This is a genomic window from Halosimplex yunnanense, from assembly GCF_054504345.1.
Window position 1 is genome coordinate 89663 of record NZ_JBTJEL010000033.1, and the last position, 15968, is coordinate 105630.

Below are 15968 nucleotides of genomic sequence, written 5' to 3' on the forward strand. Positions count from 1 at the left end.
GCGGGAACTGCCGCTCAGTCCTGCAACCGCTGGGTCTTCTGGACCAGCGGGTGGTGGGCGTAGTCGACGACTACGATGTCGTCGATGGAGTCGAGGTCCTCCTTCTCGGCCGTCTTGGCCATGCCGAGGTCGACCGGCTCGGAGAGGACGATGACGTAGGCGTCCATCGACTCGATGTCGAGCCGGGCAGCCGCCTTGACGCGGTGGTGGCCGTCAGCGAGCAGCAGGTCGCCGTCGTTGTCGATGACGACGAGCGGCTCGGCGAGGCGGCGCTCGAGTTCGTACCGGCGCCCCTCCAGTTCGTCGGCGTAGACCTTCCCCTGCGTCGGCGTCAGGTCGTCGAGGGACACCTCGCGGCGCTCCTGTGAGACGGCGACGCCGTGGATGTTCTCGAGGGTCTGCATCAGCTTGTCCACCTTGCCGGGCGTGGCGCGCTCGATCTGCGAGCGGATCACGTCCGCGTTGCTGATGATGCCCACGAGGTTGCCCGCGTCGTCGACGACCGGGAGCTTCTGGATGCCCGAGCGCAGGATGACGCGGGCGACGTCGTCGACGTCCATGTCGGGGTGGGCGACCAGCAGGTCGTCGCTCATCACCTTGAAGATGGGTTCGGCGTCGGGCTCTTGCAGGAGGTCCCGGGCGCTGACGAACCCCTCGACGTGGCGGCCGTCACAGACGGGAAAGCCGCTGTGTTCGGTGCTGCCGGCGATCTTGGCTGCGACGTCGCCCACCGTATCGTCCGGCGAGACGGTATCCACCTCGCGAGTCATGTAGTCTTTCACTGAAAGGGGACCCTCCTCGGCCATTAGCGGTGAGAGTCGACCCGCGGGCAAAAACACACCGCCTGCGCCCGGCGGTCCCGAGCGGCCGCGACCGTTCGACCGACCAGCCGTCGCCGACGGTGAATTCCGTTACTCGGCCGGACCGTCGCCGGCGTCCGATCCGCCGTCGCCGGCGTCGTCGCGGAGACCGTCGTCGTCGCGGTCCTCGGGCGAATCTCCGTCCGGCTCGTCGGGTCCCGGGGCCTCCTCGCGTTGCTGCAGCCGACTCCGGGCGATGTCACCGAGCGAGGGCATATCTCCCGTCACGCCGGAACCGTGGTAGTCGTCGTGGAGGCCGGCGACGATACGGTGAGAGCGCGAGCCCATCGCGTCGAGGAACCGATCGGAGACGATGGCGCGGACGATGTCGTTGAGCGACTCGTCGTCCGCGTCGATGGCATCCAGCAAGCCGAGTGAAATCTGTGCGCCGGCCATGTCGGCGTGGCCGCCGGCGCTGCCGATCTGGCCGAAGGCGTCCCGTAGCGTCTCCCCGAGGTCCAGATCCGTGCCGCGGGCGCGCGCCGAGACGTAGATGGTCCCGTCGCTGATGCCGTAGACGAGCGTCGTCGTCACGTCTTCGAGGTCGAGCAGTCGGTCCGCGGCCTGCGCGAGCGCGTCGCGGTCCGATAGCTGGCCGACGCAGCTCAACAGGCCGGTCCCGTGGCGCTCCCGGTTCCGGATCGCCCGCGCGATGGTGTCGAGCGTCTCGGCGCTCATGCTCGGGGACTCGATCCGATCGAGCGTCCCCGGGTCGGCGTGGGGCACGAGAAACGCCGACGCCTCGAAGTCCTCGTAGTTCACCTCGCGGGTGTACTCGTCGGTGTCGACGCGGATGCCGAAGAGCAGGCCCGTCGCGACCTCCCGCGTCGGCGTGATGCCGAGCGTGCGGAGGTAATCTACGAGCAGCGTGCTCGTCGCACCTACCTCGCTTCGCAGGTCGACGAACCGCGCCTCGACGGGATAGCGGGGCGGATGATGGTCGATGACGACGTCGACGGCCGTGTCCTCCGGTAGCCCGTCGTTGACGCCGGGCCGGGAGTGGTCGACCAGCGCAACGCCGCCGTAGTCGGCCAGGTCCGCGCCCGGTTCGAGGTTGATGAGGTCGAAGTCAAGCACGTTGACGAACGCGCGGTTCTCCTGGTGGGTAATGTCCCCGAAGTAGCAGATGTCGGACGCACATCCCGTGGCTGCGGCGATTCTGGCGAGCGCGACGGCGCTGCCGATGGCGTCGGGGTCGGGATTGTCGTGGGTGACGATCGCCAGCCGACCGTCGACGTCGCGGAGAACGCTCGTCAGCTTCCGCGTCCGTAGCCCGGCGTCGCCGACCTTCTCGATCAGTCGGTCGGCCGTCGCTGCCGCCGGGTCGACCACCTTGTCGGCCACGGCTTCCATGGCAGCGCGTTGCCCGTCCGTGGATCCGTTACCGGTGTACACGAGGACGAACGCGTCCGGGTACACCTGGCGGACCGAGCGCGCCGCGGCCACGTTCGTCGCCGGGTCCGGCGTCGCGACGGCCACCGTGTCGGGCCGCTCGCACTCCCGCAGCGTCGCCTCCTCGGTGGGGTCGCCGACTTCCGCCGCGATCCCCTCCTCACGGAGCGTCCGCACGGCGTTCTCGTCGGTCGAGACGACCGAGAGCCGGCCGCGCCGCTCGCCGAGTTCGTTGACGAGCGCGCCCGCGAGGGATCCCGTCCCCAGAACGAGCCGGGACGTCATATCCTGTGGTCGGGCAACGGCAGGTAAAAAACCATCACACTCGTTTCACCGGGTGAATCGACCGGCTCGCCGTCCCCGAATCGCGCCGGTTCACTTCAGCCGTTCCTGGAGGAAAGAGGGATGGGCGGCGCTGACGCCCGCGACGGCCTTGATACGGGACTCGATGACGTCGCCGACCGCGTCGCCGTCGGGGGCGCGCACCTCGGCCATCAGCATGTGGTCGCCGCTGGACGTGTAGAGGGACTCGATCTCGTCGATGTCCTTGAGTTCGCGGATCGCCTCGACGTAGCGTTCGCTCTCGACGTCCATCCCGACGAGGGCGATGGACTGGCCGGGGAGTTTCTTCGGGTCGACGTCGGCCGAGTAGCCGACGATGACCTCCTCGTCTTCGAGGCGCTGGATGTACTTGCGGACCGTCGGCTTCGATACCTCGACCCGGTCCGCGATCTCGGCGTAGGAGGCCTTGGCGTCCTCCTCCAGGACGGAGAGGATTCGTTCCTCCGTCGATTCGGCGCTCATACACCTTAATTTACCTCGGGACGAAAAATATCTTCCGAAACCACAAACCCGGTTCGGACGGGTCGAACGACGTCGGTCCGCGGCCGCGTCAGGGCCGTCGAATCGGCCCGAGGCGGTCGAACGCGGTCCGGTCGCGGTAGGGTCGGCTTACGTGTGCTTCTCGATGAGCTGCTCGGCGCAGCGCTCCCACTCGGCGTCCTCGTCGTAGTAGCGCTCGGCGAGCGGCTCCTCGGGCATCTCGCCCGTCGCGCGCTTCTCCTCGCCGTAGGACGGGCGGTCCTCGTCCTTGTAGAAGCGACCCGTCAGCACCTCGCCCTCGTAGAGCTTCGACTCGACCTCGTACATCATCCGACCGGCTTCCTCGCGGTTGGTGACGTCGAAGTCGTAGTCGTCGGACTCCTGGACGTCCGTATACGGGACGTACTGGCGAGCGTCCTTGTTCCAGGTCGGACACTGCGTGAGGAAGTCGACGTGGGCGAACCCGTCGTGTTCGACGGCCTCGGCGATGATATCGGCGGCCTGGTTCGGGTTGACCGCGGCCGTCCGGGCGATGTAGGACGCGCCGGAGGCCAGCGACAGCGACAGCGGACGGACCGGCTCCTTCGCGCTCCCGCTGGGCTGGGTCTTGGACTTGTGGCCCTTCGGGCTGGTCGGCGAGGTCTGGCCCTTCGTCAGGCCGAAGATCTCGTTGTTGAACACGATGGACACCAGGTCGTGGTTCTCACGAGCCGAGTGCATGAAGTGGTTCCCGCCGATACCGTAGTTGTCGCCGTCGCCGCCCGCGGCGATGACCTCGACGCCCGGGTTGGCGAGCTTGGCCGCGCGGGCGACCGGCAGCTCGCGCCCGTGGATAGTGTGGAACCCGTAGCTCTCGAAGTAGCTGTTGAGCTTGCCCGAGCAGCCGATGCCCGTACAGACCAGCACCTCGTCGGGGTTCTTCCCGAGGCGGGTCATCGCCTTCTTCAGGGCGTTGTTCACCGCGAAGTCGCCACAGCCCGGACACCACGTGGGCTGGGGCTCGATCCCGGGTGTGAACTCGTCTTCCTCGGCCTCTCGCTGTTCGCCGATGGCGCTGAATGCACTCATTGGTTAGTCACCTGCCGCTGGCACGTACTTCATGTTGTTCACGGTCAGTTCCTCGTCCTCGATGCTGGACTCGAAGCCCTCGACGATCTCCGCCGGCTCGAACGGGTTGCCGTTGTACTTCAGGAGACTGGAGAGCTTCGGGCCGAAGCGACCGAGTTCCTTCTGGGTCAGCCCGCGGAACTGCGCGGTCGCGTTCATCTCGACGACGAGGCACTCCTCGACGGATTCGAGGAACGCCGAGACCTCTTCCTCGGGGTAGGGCATCAGGTCGCTGACGCCGATGGCCTTCACGGAGTGGCCGGCCTCGTTGAGCCGGTCGACCGCCTCGAAGACGGTCCCCTGATGGCTTCCCCAGCACATGATCCCGTATTCGGCCTCGTCGGGTCCGTGGTGGGTCTGGTTGCCCTTCTCGTCGAGTTCCTCGCTGATGCTCTCGAGTTTGCCGAGCCGGCGGTCCATCTGGAGGACGCGGTTGTCGGGATCCTCGCTGATGTGGCCGGCCTCGTTGTGCTCGTTGCCGGTCGCGAGGAAGCGACCGCCCTTCTGACCGGGCACCGAGCGCGGGCTGACGCCCTCCTTGCCGCCCTCGGCGTCGTACTGGAAGCGCTTGAACTTGCCAGCGTGGTGTTCGGCGGCCTCGGCGATCTCCTCCTCGGTGATGACCGAGCCCGGGTCCGCGTCGGGCTCGCGGTCGAAGAAGCTCGCGTCGACGTTACGCAGTTCGCCCTGGAGCTTCTGGTCGTAGACCAGAATCACCGGGATCTGGTAGTCGTAGGCGATCTCGAACGCCGTCCGGATCTGCTCGTAGCACTCCTGCTGGTCGCCGGGGGCGAGCACCACGCGCGTGGAGTCGCCCTGGCTCGTGTAGAGGACGTGTTCGAGGTCGCCCTGTTCGGGCTTGGTCGGCATCCCCGTCGAGGGGCCGGCGCGCATCGCCTCGATGAGCACGACCGGCGTCTCGGACATCTCCGCGAGTCCGAGCGGTTCGCTCATCAGGGCGAAGCCACCGCCGGACGAGCCCGACATGGCCTTGACGCCGGCGTGGCTCGCACCGATCGCCAGCGACGCGGCGGCGATCTCGTCTTCGACCTGCTCGGAGATCCCGCCGAACTTCGGCAGGTTCTGGGACATGATCGTGAACACGTCGGTCCACGGCGTCATCGGGTAGCCGGCGATGAACCGACAGCCCGCGTCCAGTGCGCCGTAGGCGATGGCGTCACTGCCGGAGACGAGCGCCTGGGGCTCCTCAGGTTCCTCGTGGTCAGGGATGGAGATGTCGTGGTTCTGGTCGAACTCCTGGGCCTGCTCGTAGCCGTCCTGGATGACGGCGAGGTTGGCCTCGAGGATGTCGTCGTTCCACATCTCCTCCATGATCCCCTCGTACTCGGTGGTGTCCATGTCGAGGAGCGCGGCCGTGACGCCGATACCGGCGTTGTTCCGCATGATCTCGCGGCCGTGTTCCTTCGCGATGCCGCGCAGATCGACCGGGTAGACGTGCCAGTCGTTCTCCTCGGCGCGCTCGTGGAGATTGATCTCCTCGACCTGCTCCTCGTCGATGAGCCCCGAGTCGTAGACGATGATGCCGCCCTCGCGGAGCTCGTCGAGGTTCTCCGTGAGGGGTTTCAGTTCCTCGTTGCCGTAGTAGGCCTCTTCCTGGGGGTTCCGCGCGAAACTGTCACCGAGCGCCAGCAGGAAGTTGTAGCCGTCCCCGCGAGAGCGCGTCTCGTCGGGGGTGGCCCGTACTTCCACGTAGGTGTGACCGCCCCGGATCCGGGACGGGTAGTGTCGGTGAGTGAATACGTTCAGACCCGACCGCATGAGGGCCTTGGCGAAGTACCGACTGTTGCTGTCGATACCGTCGCCGGAACCACCCGCAATCCGCCATATTAGTTCCTGATCTGTCATGGATACATCGATCGGCCCCGATTCGGGTGCCGTGAACGAAACGAGGACTGGACCCGACTAAAGCGTTTTCACTCTGTCACCGCTGAATAATCGTGAAGGATGGATACGGGGCTTCTCGCCGGTGAACTCGGGACAGGGTGACAACCGCACGCACAACTCTTCTGCGGCGTCATATCACGCCACCGTTCTTCACAGTAACGAGTCCGTTCTCTATCCGTCGCTCGTCGGAACTAACGGATAGCTATCACTTCTGGGAGTCCGTCGGCGGTGGATGAACGAGGCTCGCAACGAGATTCGGGCGGCTCTCAGCGACGATTCCCGGGCAGGTACACTTATGTGGGGAACTTCCTACGCTCCGGTACTCATGGGAACGCGCGCACTCGCGGTCGGGAGTATCGGCGCCACTGGTTTGCTCTTCGTCGCGGGTGCCGCCGCGGCGTTCGGCGACGCCCCCACCGGGAATCCGGACGTAGCGGTTCTCGTCGCGCTCGGAGTCGTTCTCGGACTCGCCATCCTCGCCGGTGCGGCGTTTCTCTTCCGGAGCGACGTCCGAACGAACCACACCGCCCGGATCGCCGGCTGGAACCTGCTCGGCGTCGCCCTCCTCGGGGGCGTCCTCGCGCTCGCCCGAGCCGGGCCGGGCGTCACCGTCCCCGACTACGTCGTCGTCGACATCCTCGGCGTCAGCTCCGTCGCCCACCTGCTCATCGGGTACAACGACGTGCGCCGCATCCGGGCGGAAGAACTCGCCCGCCAGCGGCGCACGCTCGCGGTCGTCAACCGGCTGACTCGCCACAACCTCCGGAATCGAACCCAGATCCTCGTCGGCCACGCCAGTCACCTCGCGGATTCGCTGGCCGAGCCCGACGAGAGGTCCGCCGCCGAGACGATGCTGGAGACGGCCACCGAACTCTCGGACGTCCACGGCGAACTCGCGACGATCCAGAACGCGCTGAACGGCGAAGCCCCCGTCGAGACCGTCGAACTCGCCGCGGTCGTGGAAGACATCCTCGCCCCGTACCGCGATTCGAACCCCGACGGGACGTTCGAGACAGACGTCCCCGACGGCCTCGCCGTCTACGGGGACGAACAACTCCGGACGGCGCTGGCCCACCTCGTGGAAAACGCGGTCGAGCACGGGAACGACGGCGCACCGTACGTCCGCGTCTCGGCCTCGGTCGACGGCGAGACTGTCCGTATCAGCGTGGCCGACCGCGGCCCGGGACTGCCCGAGAACGAGGTGGCCGTCCTGACCAGCGACCGGGAGATCAGCCAGCTCGAACACGGCAGCGGCCTCGGCCTGTGGGTCGTCAAGACCGTCGCCGAGCGCTACGGCGGCGACCTCTCGATCGAAAACGGCGGCGAGGGCGCGACCGTGGCAGTCGACGTTCGCGCGGCCTGATCGACGAAAAGCGGCCGGTTCCGACTACTTCGGCGCCTGATTGTAGATCAGGTTGCGCTGGATGTCGTTGGCGCCCTCGTAGATGACGGGGACGCGCACGTCGCGGTAGACGCGGGCGATTCGCCGGTCGTGCAGCACCGAGCGCCCGCCGTGGAGCTGCATCGCCTTCTGCGCGCAGTCGTTGGCCGTCTCGGTCGCCTTGAGCTTCGCCATCGCCGCCCAGAAGCCGGCGTCGTCGCTGTCGGCGACGTGGTCGGCGGCCCGCCAGGTGAGCGCCCGGGCGGCCTCGAACTCCGTCCGCATGTCCGCGAGCTTGTGCTGGACGGCCTGGAACTCGTCGACCGAGCGACCGAACGCCTCGCGGTCGTGGACGAAGTCCCACGCCTCCTCGATGGCCGCCGCAGCCATGCCGATGCCGTGGCCGCCGACGATGACCCGCCCGTGGTTGAAAAACTCCGCGAGCATGTAGAAGCCCGCGCCCTCGACGCCGATGAGCTGGTCCTCGGGGATCCGGCAGTCCTCGAAGGTGATGTGGGCCTGCTTCGACGCGCGGAAGGCCATCTTCTCGGGGATGTGCTCGGCGTCGTAGCCGTCGGTGTCGGTCGGGACGACGAACAGCGAGTAGTTGCCGTAGCGGTTGTTCTCGTCGTCGCCGGTCTTCGCGTAGACGGTCACCCAGTCGGCCTCGACGCCGTTGCCGATCCAGTACTTCTCACCATTGATGACGTACTCGGTGCCGTCCTTCTCGGCCGTCGTCGTCATCCCCGCCAGATCGCTGCCGGTGTCGGGCTCGGAGACGGCGAGACCGGTGATCTGGTCGTTCTCGGCGACCGGACGGAGATAATCCTCCTTGAGGTCGTCGTCGCCGTGCTCTTCGAGGATCTCGGCGCCGAAACTCGCCAGCTGGAGGGTGAGCGCGATCCCGGCGTCCGCGCGGTAGAACTCCTCGGCGATGGCCAGCACCTGCTGGAGCGAGAAGCCCTTGCCGCCGTACTCCTCGCCGATGTCCTGTGCCACCAGCCCCGCGTCCATCCCCGCCTCGAGGATCTCGTGGGGATATTCCCCGGTCTCGAAGTACTCCTCGGCGTTCGGCGCGATGTGTTCGGCCGCGAACTCGCGGGCCTGTTCCTTGACCGCCCGGGCCTCCTCGGGGACCGGGCGCTCGTCCAGTAGTTCCATACCCCCACAACGGGAGGGAGTACCAAATAAAACCCGGCACGCTGACAAACTAAAGAAGAGTTGTTCGTTTCTCGAACGCGGAGGTCCCACAGGCGGTCACGGGCGGAGGAGCGTCTGCAACCAATCGGCGACGTTGAGCGCGACGAGCAGGGCGCCTTCCCACCGAGTCAGCAGTTCCCGGGTCCACAGGAGGAGCGTCGCGACGACGGAGATGCCGAGGAGCCATATCGTCCCCTCGACGCCCTCGGGACCGACCGGGAGCGGCGCCGCGACGCCCGCGACGCCGAGCACGCCGAGCACGTTGATGATGCAGCTCCCGACGACGTTCCCCGCCGCGAGGCTCACCCGACCGCGGGTGGCTGCTGCGACCGAAGTGACGAGTTCCGGCGTCGACGTGCCGAGCGCGACGACGGTCACGCCGACGACCCACTCGGAGACGCCCAGGTCGACCGCCAGGTCGGCGGCGCCGAGGACGAGCGCGTGCGCCGCCACGATCACCACCGTGAGGCCGCCGACGAGCCGGAGCATGTCCGTCCGATGGAACTCGCCGGGGTCGACCGCGGCGCTCGGCGGCGCCTCGTCGGTCCGTGCGAGCACGACGACGTACGCGACGAGGAGGGCGAAGAGTGCAGCGCCTTCGATCCGCGTGACGGTGAAGTCGCGAACGACGACGATCAGGGCCAACACGGTCCCGATCATGATCGCCCCGTCACGGCGGACCAGCGCCGGGGCGACCGGTAGCTGTCCCACGAGCGCGGTGCCGCCGAGGACGAACCCGAGGTTGACGACGTTCGATCCAACTACGTTCCCCACGGAGATGGCCGCGCGTCCGCTCACCGCCGCGTCGACAGTGACCGCGAACTCCGGCGCCGAGGTGCCGAACGAAACGACCGTCAGCCCGACGACCAGCCCGGAGACGCCGAGCCGGCCGGCCAGCCGGCTCGCGCCGGCGACGAACTGTCCCGCACCGAGCCACAGCCCCGCGACCCCGGCGACGACGAACGCGACGTCCACCGTCAGGGGTGTGACCATCTACCACTACGTTGGGCCGGCAATCAAATCAAAACGGGTGGTCACGGTGTCGACCCAGACCTCAGATGTCGGGCGCTGCGTCCTCGGGCACTCGTCCCTCGACGAGCGATCCGTCGCCGTACTCCTCGCGTAGCGTCTGTTTGTTGAACTTCCCGGTGGCCGTCTTGGGGACTTCGTCGATGAAGACGACGGCGTCCGGCACCCACCACTTGGGGTACGATTCGAGGATGTGCTCGCGGAGGCTCGACTGCAGCGCGTCGCGGTCGGTCCCATCCACCGGGACGACCAGCGCGAGTGGCCGTTCCTGCCAGCGCTCGTGGGGGACGCCGATGACGGCCGCTTCGCTCACGTCCTCGTGGGCCATCAGTTCGTTCTCGAGTTCCTGCGAGGAGATCCACTCCCCGCCGCTCTTGATCACGTCTTTCGCCCGGTCGACGATCTTGATGTAGCCGTCCTCGTCGACCGAGACCACGTCGCCCGTCTTCAGGTAGCCGTCCTCGAACTCCGCCTCGGTGGCCTCGGGCCGGCCGAAGTACTCCGTCGTCACCCACGGACCGCGGACCCACAGTTCACCGAAGTCCTCGCCGTTCCAGGGCACCTCCTCGCCGTCGTCGTCGATCACGCGATACTCCAGTCCGGGCGTGATCAGTCCCTGCTTGGCGCGTTTCTCGAGCTGTGTCTCGTAGTCGGCATCGGCGAGGTCGCCCTTGAGGTGGGCCGCCGACCCGACCGGCGAGGTCTCGGTCATCCCCCAGGCGTGCAGCAGTTCCACGCCGCGGTCGTCGAAAAAGCGGATCATCGCTTCGGGGGCGGCGCTCCCGCCGACGACCAGCGTGTCCAGCGCCGAGAGGTCCACGTCGTTCGCTTTCACGTACTCCATCAGCCCGAGCCACACCGTCGGTACGCCGGCGGTGATGGTGACGCCCTCCTCCTCGATGAGCCGCGCGAGGTCCGCCGGCTCCGGTTTCGGTCCCGGGTAGACGTGTTTCCCACCGCCCGCGGTGGTCGAGAACGGCAGGCCCCAGGCGTTGACGTGGAACATCGGCACGACCGGCATCACCACGTCGTCGTCGTCGACCGGGATCCCCTGAGGCTGCTGGAGCGCCATCGTGTGACTCCACAGCATCGACTGGGTGTACTCGACGCCCTTCGGCCGCCCGGTCGTTCCCGACGTGTAGCACATGCCCGCGGCCTGGTCCTGACCGTTCTCGGGCCAGTCGTAGTCCGTGTCCCGGCCTTCGATGAACGACTCGTAGGCGACCGCCTCCAGGTCCGTGTCGGGCACCGTCTCGCCCATCACCACGTAGCGGTCGACGGACTCGAACGCAGACGGGTCGTCGGCGACGGCTCCCTCTAGTTTCGGAAGCAGCGAGCGGTCGACGAACAGCGTCCGGTCTTCGGCGTTCTCGACGATGTACTGGACGTGTTTGTCGGGCAACAGCGGGTTGATCGTGTGCAGTTGCGCGCCGCACCCCGGCACCCCGAAGTAGGTCTCGAAGTGGCGGTGGTGGTTCCAGCAGAACGTGCCGATGCGCTCGCCGTCCCCGTAGCCCGCCGCCTCCAGCGCCGCGGCCAGCTGTGCCGTCCGGTCGCCGTACTCCGCGTAATCGTACCTGACGATGCCGTCGTGCGTGCGGGAGACGATCTCCGTCTCGGGATACAGTCGCTCGGCACGCCACAGGAACGGTCGCAGCGTCTGGTCGGATCCGCCTGGCATACGTTATCAATCGTATCGTGGGCATAAGAACATTACATAGATTCGCGAGGAGGAACGCGCCGTCCGCGGCGGCGCCGCTGAAAGAGGGGGTAGTGACGGAGCGAAAATCCCACGGCGAGCGCGGGCCGACCGTTCAGACTTCGATCTGCTGCATCAGCTGGACGAGTTCGTCGAGTTGCGGGAACGTGTAGACCTTCACGTCGACGTTGGAGTCGGGCGCGTTGACGTGCGAGTCGAACATGAGCGCCATGTCGCTGTCGCGGTCGCCGACGAGTTCGTCGACCATGCCGCTGCCGGGGCCGAAGATGAAACTCGGCGGTCCGATGTCGATGGTGGTCTGGAGGACGTTCGCCCAGCCGTCGATGAACCCGCTGGTCATGATGTTGCCGATCTCCTGGATCGCCGACCGCTCCATGTCTGTGAAGCCGGTCGCACTCGGGTCCGTCTCGCCCATGTCACCGATCATTCCGTGGGAGAGTTCCTTCGCGCTCGCGGCTTCCAGCAGAAAGAGGATGTGGCCGTGGGGCTGTTCGACCAGTTCGATACTGATGCCGATCTGCTCGGCGTGGCCGACGTGAGTCTTGATATCGGGGATATCGATGAAGTTGATCTTGGTGATCTCCATCTCCGTCTCCATCCCCGTCATCTGGCTCAGATGGCCGGCGACGTTGTTGCCGCCCTCCTTTGCCATCTTGTTGAACAACCCGAGTTTACGGATATCTATCTTCAGACTCATTGGCGACCCTGCGGGATGAGGACGGATTTCGACCCGACCCACATAAGCGGTCCCCCCTGATTTTCGCAATCGAGACTGGCGCCGTCCGGGGCCGGGGGCAACCTGCCGCTCACCACTCCCGCTGGCTCACGGCGACGCCCTCGCCGAGCGGCAGCAGCGTCGTCTCGAAGCCCTCGGCGCCGCGGACGGTTTCGAGATATTCCGCGATCCCCCGGGTCATCCGGTCAAGCTCTACGTCCTCGCCCTCGAAGTGGTCGCGCAGTCGCTCGGCGTCGATAGAGCCGCCGGCGACGGCGTTGTCGGCCGCGACGATGCCGCCCGGCGCGACCTTCTCCCGGACCGCCTCGAACGCCTCGGCGTAGCGCTCCTTCTGGCAATCGATCAGGACAACGTCGAACGGGCCGTCGTACTCCTCGACCGTCTCGATGGCGTCGCCGTGTTCGAACGCCGCGCGGTCGGCCAGCCCGCCCCGGTCGAGGTACTCGCGGGCCTGGTCGAGTTCGTCCTCGTCGATCTCCGTCAGCACGACCTCGCCCTCGGCCGGGAGTTCCCGCGCGAACCAGTACGCCGAGTAGCCGAAGCCCGACCCGAACTCGAAGACCCGCTCGGCGTCGGCGAAGCGCGCGCACATCGCCAACCACCCGCCCACCGCGGGGCCGACGTACGGGAACCCCTCGCGGCGGGCCTGCGCGCCCATCTCCTCGATTATCTCGTCGGCGCCGGGACCGACGGCCGTCGCGTACGATTCGAGCAGTTCCGGGAGTTCGTCTGCAGCCATGTGACAGTGGTTCACGCCCGGCACTGAAAAAGGCCCCTCGCTCCGGTAGCCCGTGCCGGAACCGTCCGTCCCGTCGAGAGATTCAAACGGGTAGGGCCGTAACCCCGGACATGTCAGAGACGCCGCCGGGGCCGAAGGGCGAACCGCTGTTCGGGAGCAGCCGCCGGTACGCCCGCGACCCGTTCTCGTTCATCGCGGCACTCGAAGACGCCTACGACGGGGTAGCGCTGTTCGACATGGGGCCGATGGACACCTACATGGTGACCGACCCCGCTGACGTCGAGCGCGTCCTCGTCTCCGAGGCCGACGCCTTCCGGAAGCCGGACTTCCAGAACGACGCGCTCGGCGACCTGCTGGGCGACGGACTCCTCCTCAGCGAGGGCGAGACGTGGGAGCGCCAGCGCGACCTCGCCAATCCCGCCTTCCGGATGGCCCGGCTCTCCGGGATGGCCGACCGGATCACCGGTCACGCCGAGTCGATGGTCGAGCGGTGGACGCCGGGCGAGACTATCGACGTCGAGAGCGAGATGGCCCGGGTCACGCTGAACGTCATCCTCGACCTGATGATGGGCGTCGAACTCTCCCCGGAGCGGGTCCGGACCGTCCAGGACCAGTTGAACCCGCTGGGTCGGCGGTTCGAACCCGATCCGCTCCGGTTCGCGATGCCCGAGTGGGTGCCGATGCCCGGCGACGAGGAGTTCGAGTCCGCCGTCGAGACGCTCGAAACGGTACTAGAGGAGATCATCGAGACGCGCCGCAGGACGGAAGGCGTCGAGGGAGTCGAGCGCGTCTCGGCGAACGACGGGGGCGCGGACCCGCCGATGGACCTCCTCTCGGTGCTGTTGCGTGCACAGAACCGCGGCGAACAGTCCCCGACTCAGCTCCGCGACGAGATGATGACGATGCTGCTGGCCGGCCACGACACGACCGCGCTGACGCTGACCTACACGTGGTTCCTGCTTTCGGAACATCCGGAGGCAGAGCGCCGCGTCCAGCGGGAAGTCGACGAGGTGCTAGCTGGAGACCGCCCCGGGACGGAACACGTCGGGGAGTTCGAGTACCTCGATCGGGTGATCAACGAGGCGATGCGCCTCTACCCGCCGGTGTTCACGATCTTCCGGGAGTCGACCGAGCCCGTGGATCTGGGCGGCTATCGCGTCCCGGCGGAGTCGGTCATCATGCTCCCGCAGTGGGGCGTCCACCGCTCCGAGCGCTACTGGGACGACCCCGCCTCGTTCGACCCCGACCGGTTCAGCCCCGAGCGCCGCGCCGACCGGTCGCGGTTCGCCTTCTTCCCGTTCGGCGGCGGCCCGCGCCACTGCATCGGGAAACACCTCTCGCTGCTTGAGGCGAAGCTCATCCTCGCCACCGTCGTCTCCGAGTACGAACTGGACTTTCAGGGGAGGACGCCGCTGGAGTTCATGCCCTCACTGACGATGCACCCCCGCCAGACGATGGAGATGCGCGTCGAGAAGCGGTGACGGGTCAGCGTCGGGCAGGTCCCTTTCCGCCTACCCGTCGCGGGCCAGCGCGGCCTGCCCCTCGTCGACCCACCACTGCAAGTCCCTGTACGCCTCGGGCCAGCTGGTGAGCAGTCTGTCCTCGGCCGCGGCCATCGCTTCGGGCGTCCAGAAACGCGCCTCGGCCACTTCGTCGTCGGCCTCAGGCGTCCCGCGAACGTCCGCGGCGTCGACGGCGTAACAGAGACAGGTCTTGTGGGTCGCCTCGAACTTGACGAACGTCCGGGCGTCAAAGAGGACTAAGTCGTCGGGGTCGACGGTCAGCGTCGTCTCCTCTTCGAGTTCGCGGACGCCGGCGACGTCCGGGTCTTCGCCGGCCTCGACCATCCCGCCGGGCGTCCCCCACAGGTCGCGGTCCGGGAGGTCGACTTTCACCAGCAGCACGGCTTCCCCGTCGAGCACGGCCAGCCGCGCGGTCGGGATCGGGTTGAAGAACTCGTGCTCGCCGCAGTCCGTGCAGCGCTTGACGGCCGGCGGGTCGACGGCCTCCAGCCGTCCGCCGCACTCGGGGCAGTAGTCGGGCGGGGTGTTCGGCATCGACATACAGTCGGCACTGCGGGATAAAAGCGTCTCCGGCGCCGTCGACGGTTCGCACTGGTCCGCGCTCGCGCCTGTCGACGTGTCACCCGTCCAGGAGTATCTTTTTGAAGGTCCGACTGTACCCTCGTGGGTACGAATGGACGGGAGCGACGCCGGTCTGGGTGAGGGGATCGAACACGTCCTCGTGACGAACGACGACGGCATCGACGGGCACGGACTCCGGGCAGTCGCGGACAGGCTCTCCGAGGTGGCAGACGTAACCGTCGTCGCGCCGGAGGGAGACGTCAGCGGGGTCGGGCGCACGCGCCAGCGTCGAATCTCCTACGAGGAGACCGACGCCGGGTACGCCGTCGACGGCATGCCCGCGGACTGCGCCGCGTTCGGGCTTCGGGGACTGGATAGTACCCCCGACGCGGTCGTCTCCGGTTGTAACCACGGGCCGAACGTCGGGTCGTACGTCCTCGCCCAGTCGGGCACGGTCGGCGCCGCCGTCGAGGCCGCGTGGCTCGACGTTCCCGCGGTCGCCCTCTCGGCGTACGACCCCGGATCGCTGTTGCCGCGTCCGGAAGCGGAGTTCTGCTACGCGGTCGCTGCCGAAATCGCCGCTTCGCTACTCCCGGCGCTCGTCGAGAGTCGCAACGAGGGCGGCGCGGACCTGCTGAACGTGAACGTCCCAGTGGACCGGGAGGGAGCGGTGACCGACGGCGCGCGGATGCGCGTGACCGAACCGCACGATTTCTACGATACCACCGTCAGGGACGACGACGGGAAAGTCCTGTTCGAGAACTACTACGGCCCCCAGAACCGCCTCGCTGATGGATCACCTGCGCCGGGCGAACTGCTTCCTTCGTCGCTGCCGGCGGAGTCGGAACAGGGGGCTATCCGCGACGGGGCGATCGCGGTCTCGCCGCTCTCGGTCCCGGTCGCACCGGTCGACTGTCCGGTGATCGACAGGGCGGTCGAGGCATACAACGAGCGCTGCGAACGGTCGGTGGCGTGATCGGCGTACTGCGATCG

General features: G+C 67.4%; 14 protein-coding genes. 3 read left to right on the forward strand and 11 right to left on the reverse strand.

Translation table 11 applies throughout. The annotated features are described in order from the left end of the window. Window positions 1-14 precede the first annotated feature (14 nt). From AB2U09_RS09155 to AB2U09_RS09175, 5 genes are all read right to left on the reverse strand, one after another. Entirely contained in the window at window positions 15-806 is a 792-nt protein-coding gene (locus tag AB2U09_RS09155) for a CBS domain-containing protein (protein WP_459192410.1), read from the reverse strand. Window positions 807-911: 105 nt separating this feature from the next. Further along, on the reverse strand, window positions 912-2537 hold the full coding sequence (locus tag AB2U09_RS09160) for a DHH family phosphoesterase (protein ID WP_459192411.1): 1626 nt from the start codon (window positions 2535-2537) through the stop codon (window positions 912-914). A gap of 90 nt (window positions 2538-2627) precedes the next feature. Continuing rightward, window positions 2628-3056, reverse strand: a complete 429-nt coding sequence (lrpA1, locus tag AB2U09_RS09165) for an HTH-type transcriptional regulator LrpA1 (protein WP_459192412.1) — start codon at window positions 3054-3056, stop codon at window positions 2628-2630. A 147-nt stretch (window positions 3057-3203) separates the two neighbouring features. Further along, window positions 3204-4142 (reverse strand): thiamine pyrophosphate-dependent enzyme, encoded by a 939-nt coding sequence (locus AB2U09_RS09170; protein ID WP_459192413.1) that lies wholly within the window; start codon window positions 4140-4142, stop codon window positions 3204-3206. Window positions 4143-4145: 3 nt separating this feature from the next. Continuing rightward, window positions 4146-6047: a 2-oxoacid:acceptor oxidoreductase subunit alpha gene (locus tag AB2U09_RS09175; protein ID WP_459192414.1), complete on the reverse strand. Its 1902-nt coding sequence runs from the start codon at window positions 6045-6047 to the stop codon at window positions 4146-4148. Window positions 6048-6411: 364 nt separating this feature from the next. Here AB2U09_RS09175 and AB2U09_RS09180 point away from each other — a divergent pair, with 364 nt between their 5' ends. After that, complete coding sequence (locus AB2U09_RS09180; RefSeq protein ID WP_459192415.1) at window positions 6412-7449, forward strand: sensor histidine kinase; 1038 nt, start codon at window positions 6412-6414, stop codon at window positions 7447-7449. A gap of 24 nt (window positions 7450-7473) precedes the next feature. On the opposite strand, the gene AB2U09_RS09185 is transcribed toward AB2U09_RS09180, so the two are convergent. From AB2U09_RS09185 to AB2U09_RS09205, 5 genes are all read right to left on the reverse strand, one after another. Continuing rightward, the gene (locus AB2U09_RS09185) at window positions 7474-8628 is read right to left on the reverse strand and encodes an acyl-CoA dehydrogenase family protein (protein WP_459192416.1); all 1155 of its coding nucleotides are present in this window, start codon (window positions 8626-8628) and stop codon (window positions 7474-7476) included. Between the two features lie 96 nt (window positions 8629-8724). Next, window positions 8725-9660 (reverse strand): calcium/sodium antiporter, encoded by a 936-nt coding sequence (locus tag AB2U09_RS09190; RefSeq protein WP_459192417.1) that lies wholly within the window; start codon window positions 9658-9660, stop codon window positions 8725-8727. 61 nt (window positions 9661-9721) lie between these two features. Next, window positions 9722-11377, reverse strand: coding sequence for a long-chain fatty acid--CoA ligase (locus AB2U09_RS09195; protein WP_459192418.1), 1656 nt, complete (start codon window positions 11375-11377; stop codon window positions 9722-9724). A 133-nt stretch (window positions 11378-11510) separates the two neighbouring features. Continuing rightward, window positions 11511-12113: a chemotaxis protein CheC gene (locus AB2U09_RS09200; protein ID WP_459192419.1), complete on the reverse strand. Its 603-nt coding sequence runs from the start codon at window positions 12111-12113 to the stop codon at window positions 11511-11513. Between the two features lie 109 nt (window positions 12114-12222). Further along, the gene (locus tag AB2U09_RS09205) at window positions 12223-12891 is read right to left on the reverse strand and encodes an O-methyltransferase (protein ID WP_459192420.1); all 669 of its coding nucleotides are present in this window, start codon (window positions 12889-12891) and stop codon (window positions 12223-12225) included. Window positions 12892-13001: 110 nt separating this feature from the next. Here AB2U09_RS09205 and AB2U09_RS09210 point away from each other — a divergent pair, with 110 nt between their 5' ends. Then, on the forward strand, window positions 13002-14372 hold the full coding sequence (locus AB2U09_RS09210) for a cytochrome P450 (protein WP_459192421.1): 1371 nt from the start codon (window positions 13002-13004) through the stop codon (window positions 14370-14372). A 30-nt stretch (window positions 14373-14402) separates the two neighbouring features. On the opposite strand, the gene AB2U09_RS09215 is transcribed toward AB2U09_RS09210, so the two are convergent. Then, complete coding sequence (locus tag AB2U09_RS09215; RefSeq protein ID WP_459192422.1) at window positions 14403-14948, reverse strand: NUDIX hydrolase; 546 nt, start codon at window positions 14946-14948, stop codon at window positions 14403-14405. Window positions 14949-15087: 139 nt separating this feature from the next. Here AB2U09_RS09215 and surE point away from each other — a divergent pair, with 139 nt between their 5' ends. Beyond that, window positions 15088-15951: a 5'/3'-nucleotidase SurE gene (gene surE, locus AB2U09_RS09220; RefSeq protein ID WP_459192423.1), complete on the forward strand. Its 864-nt coding sequence runs from the start codon at window positions 15088-15090 to the stop codon at window positions 15949-15951. Window positions 15952-15968: the final 17 nt, after the last annotated feature.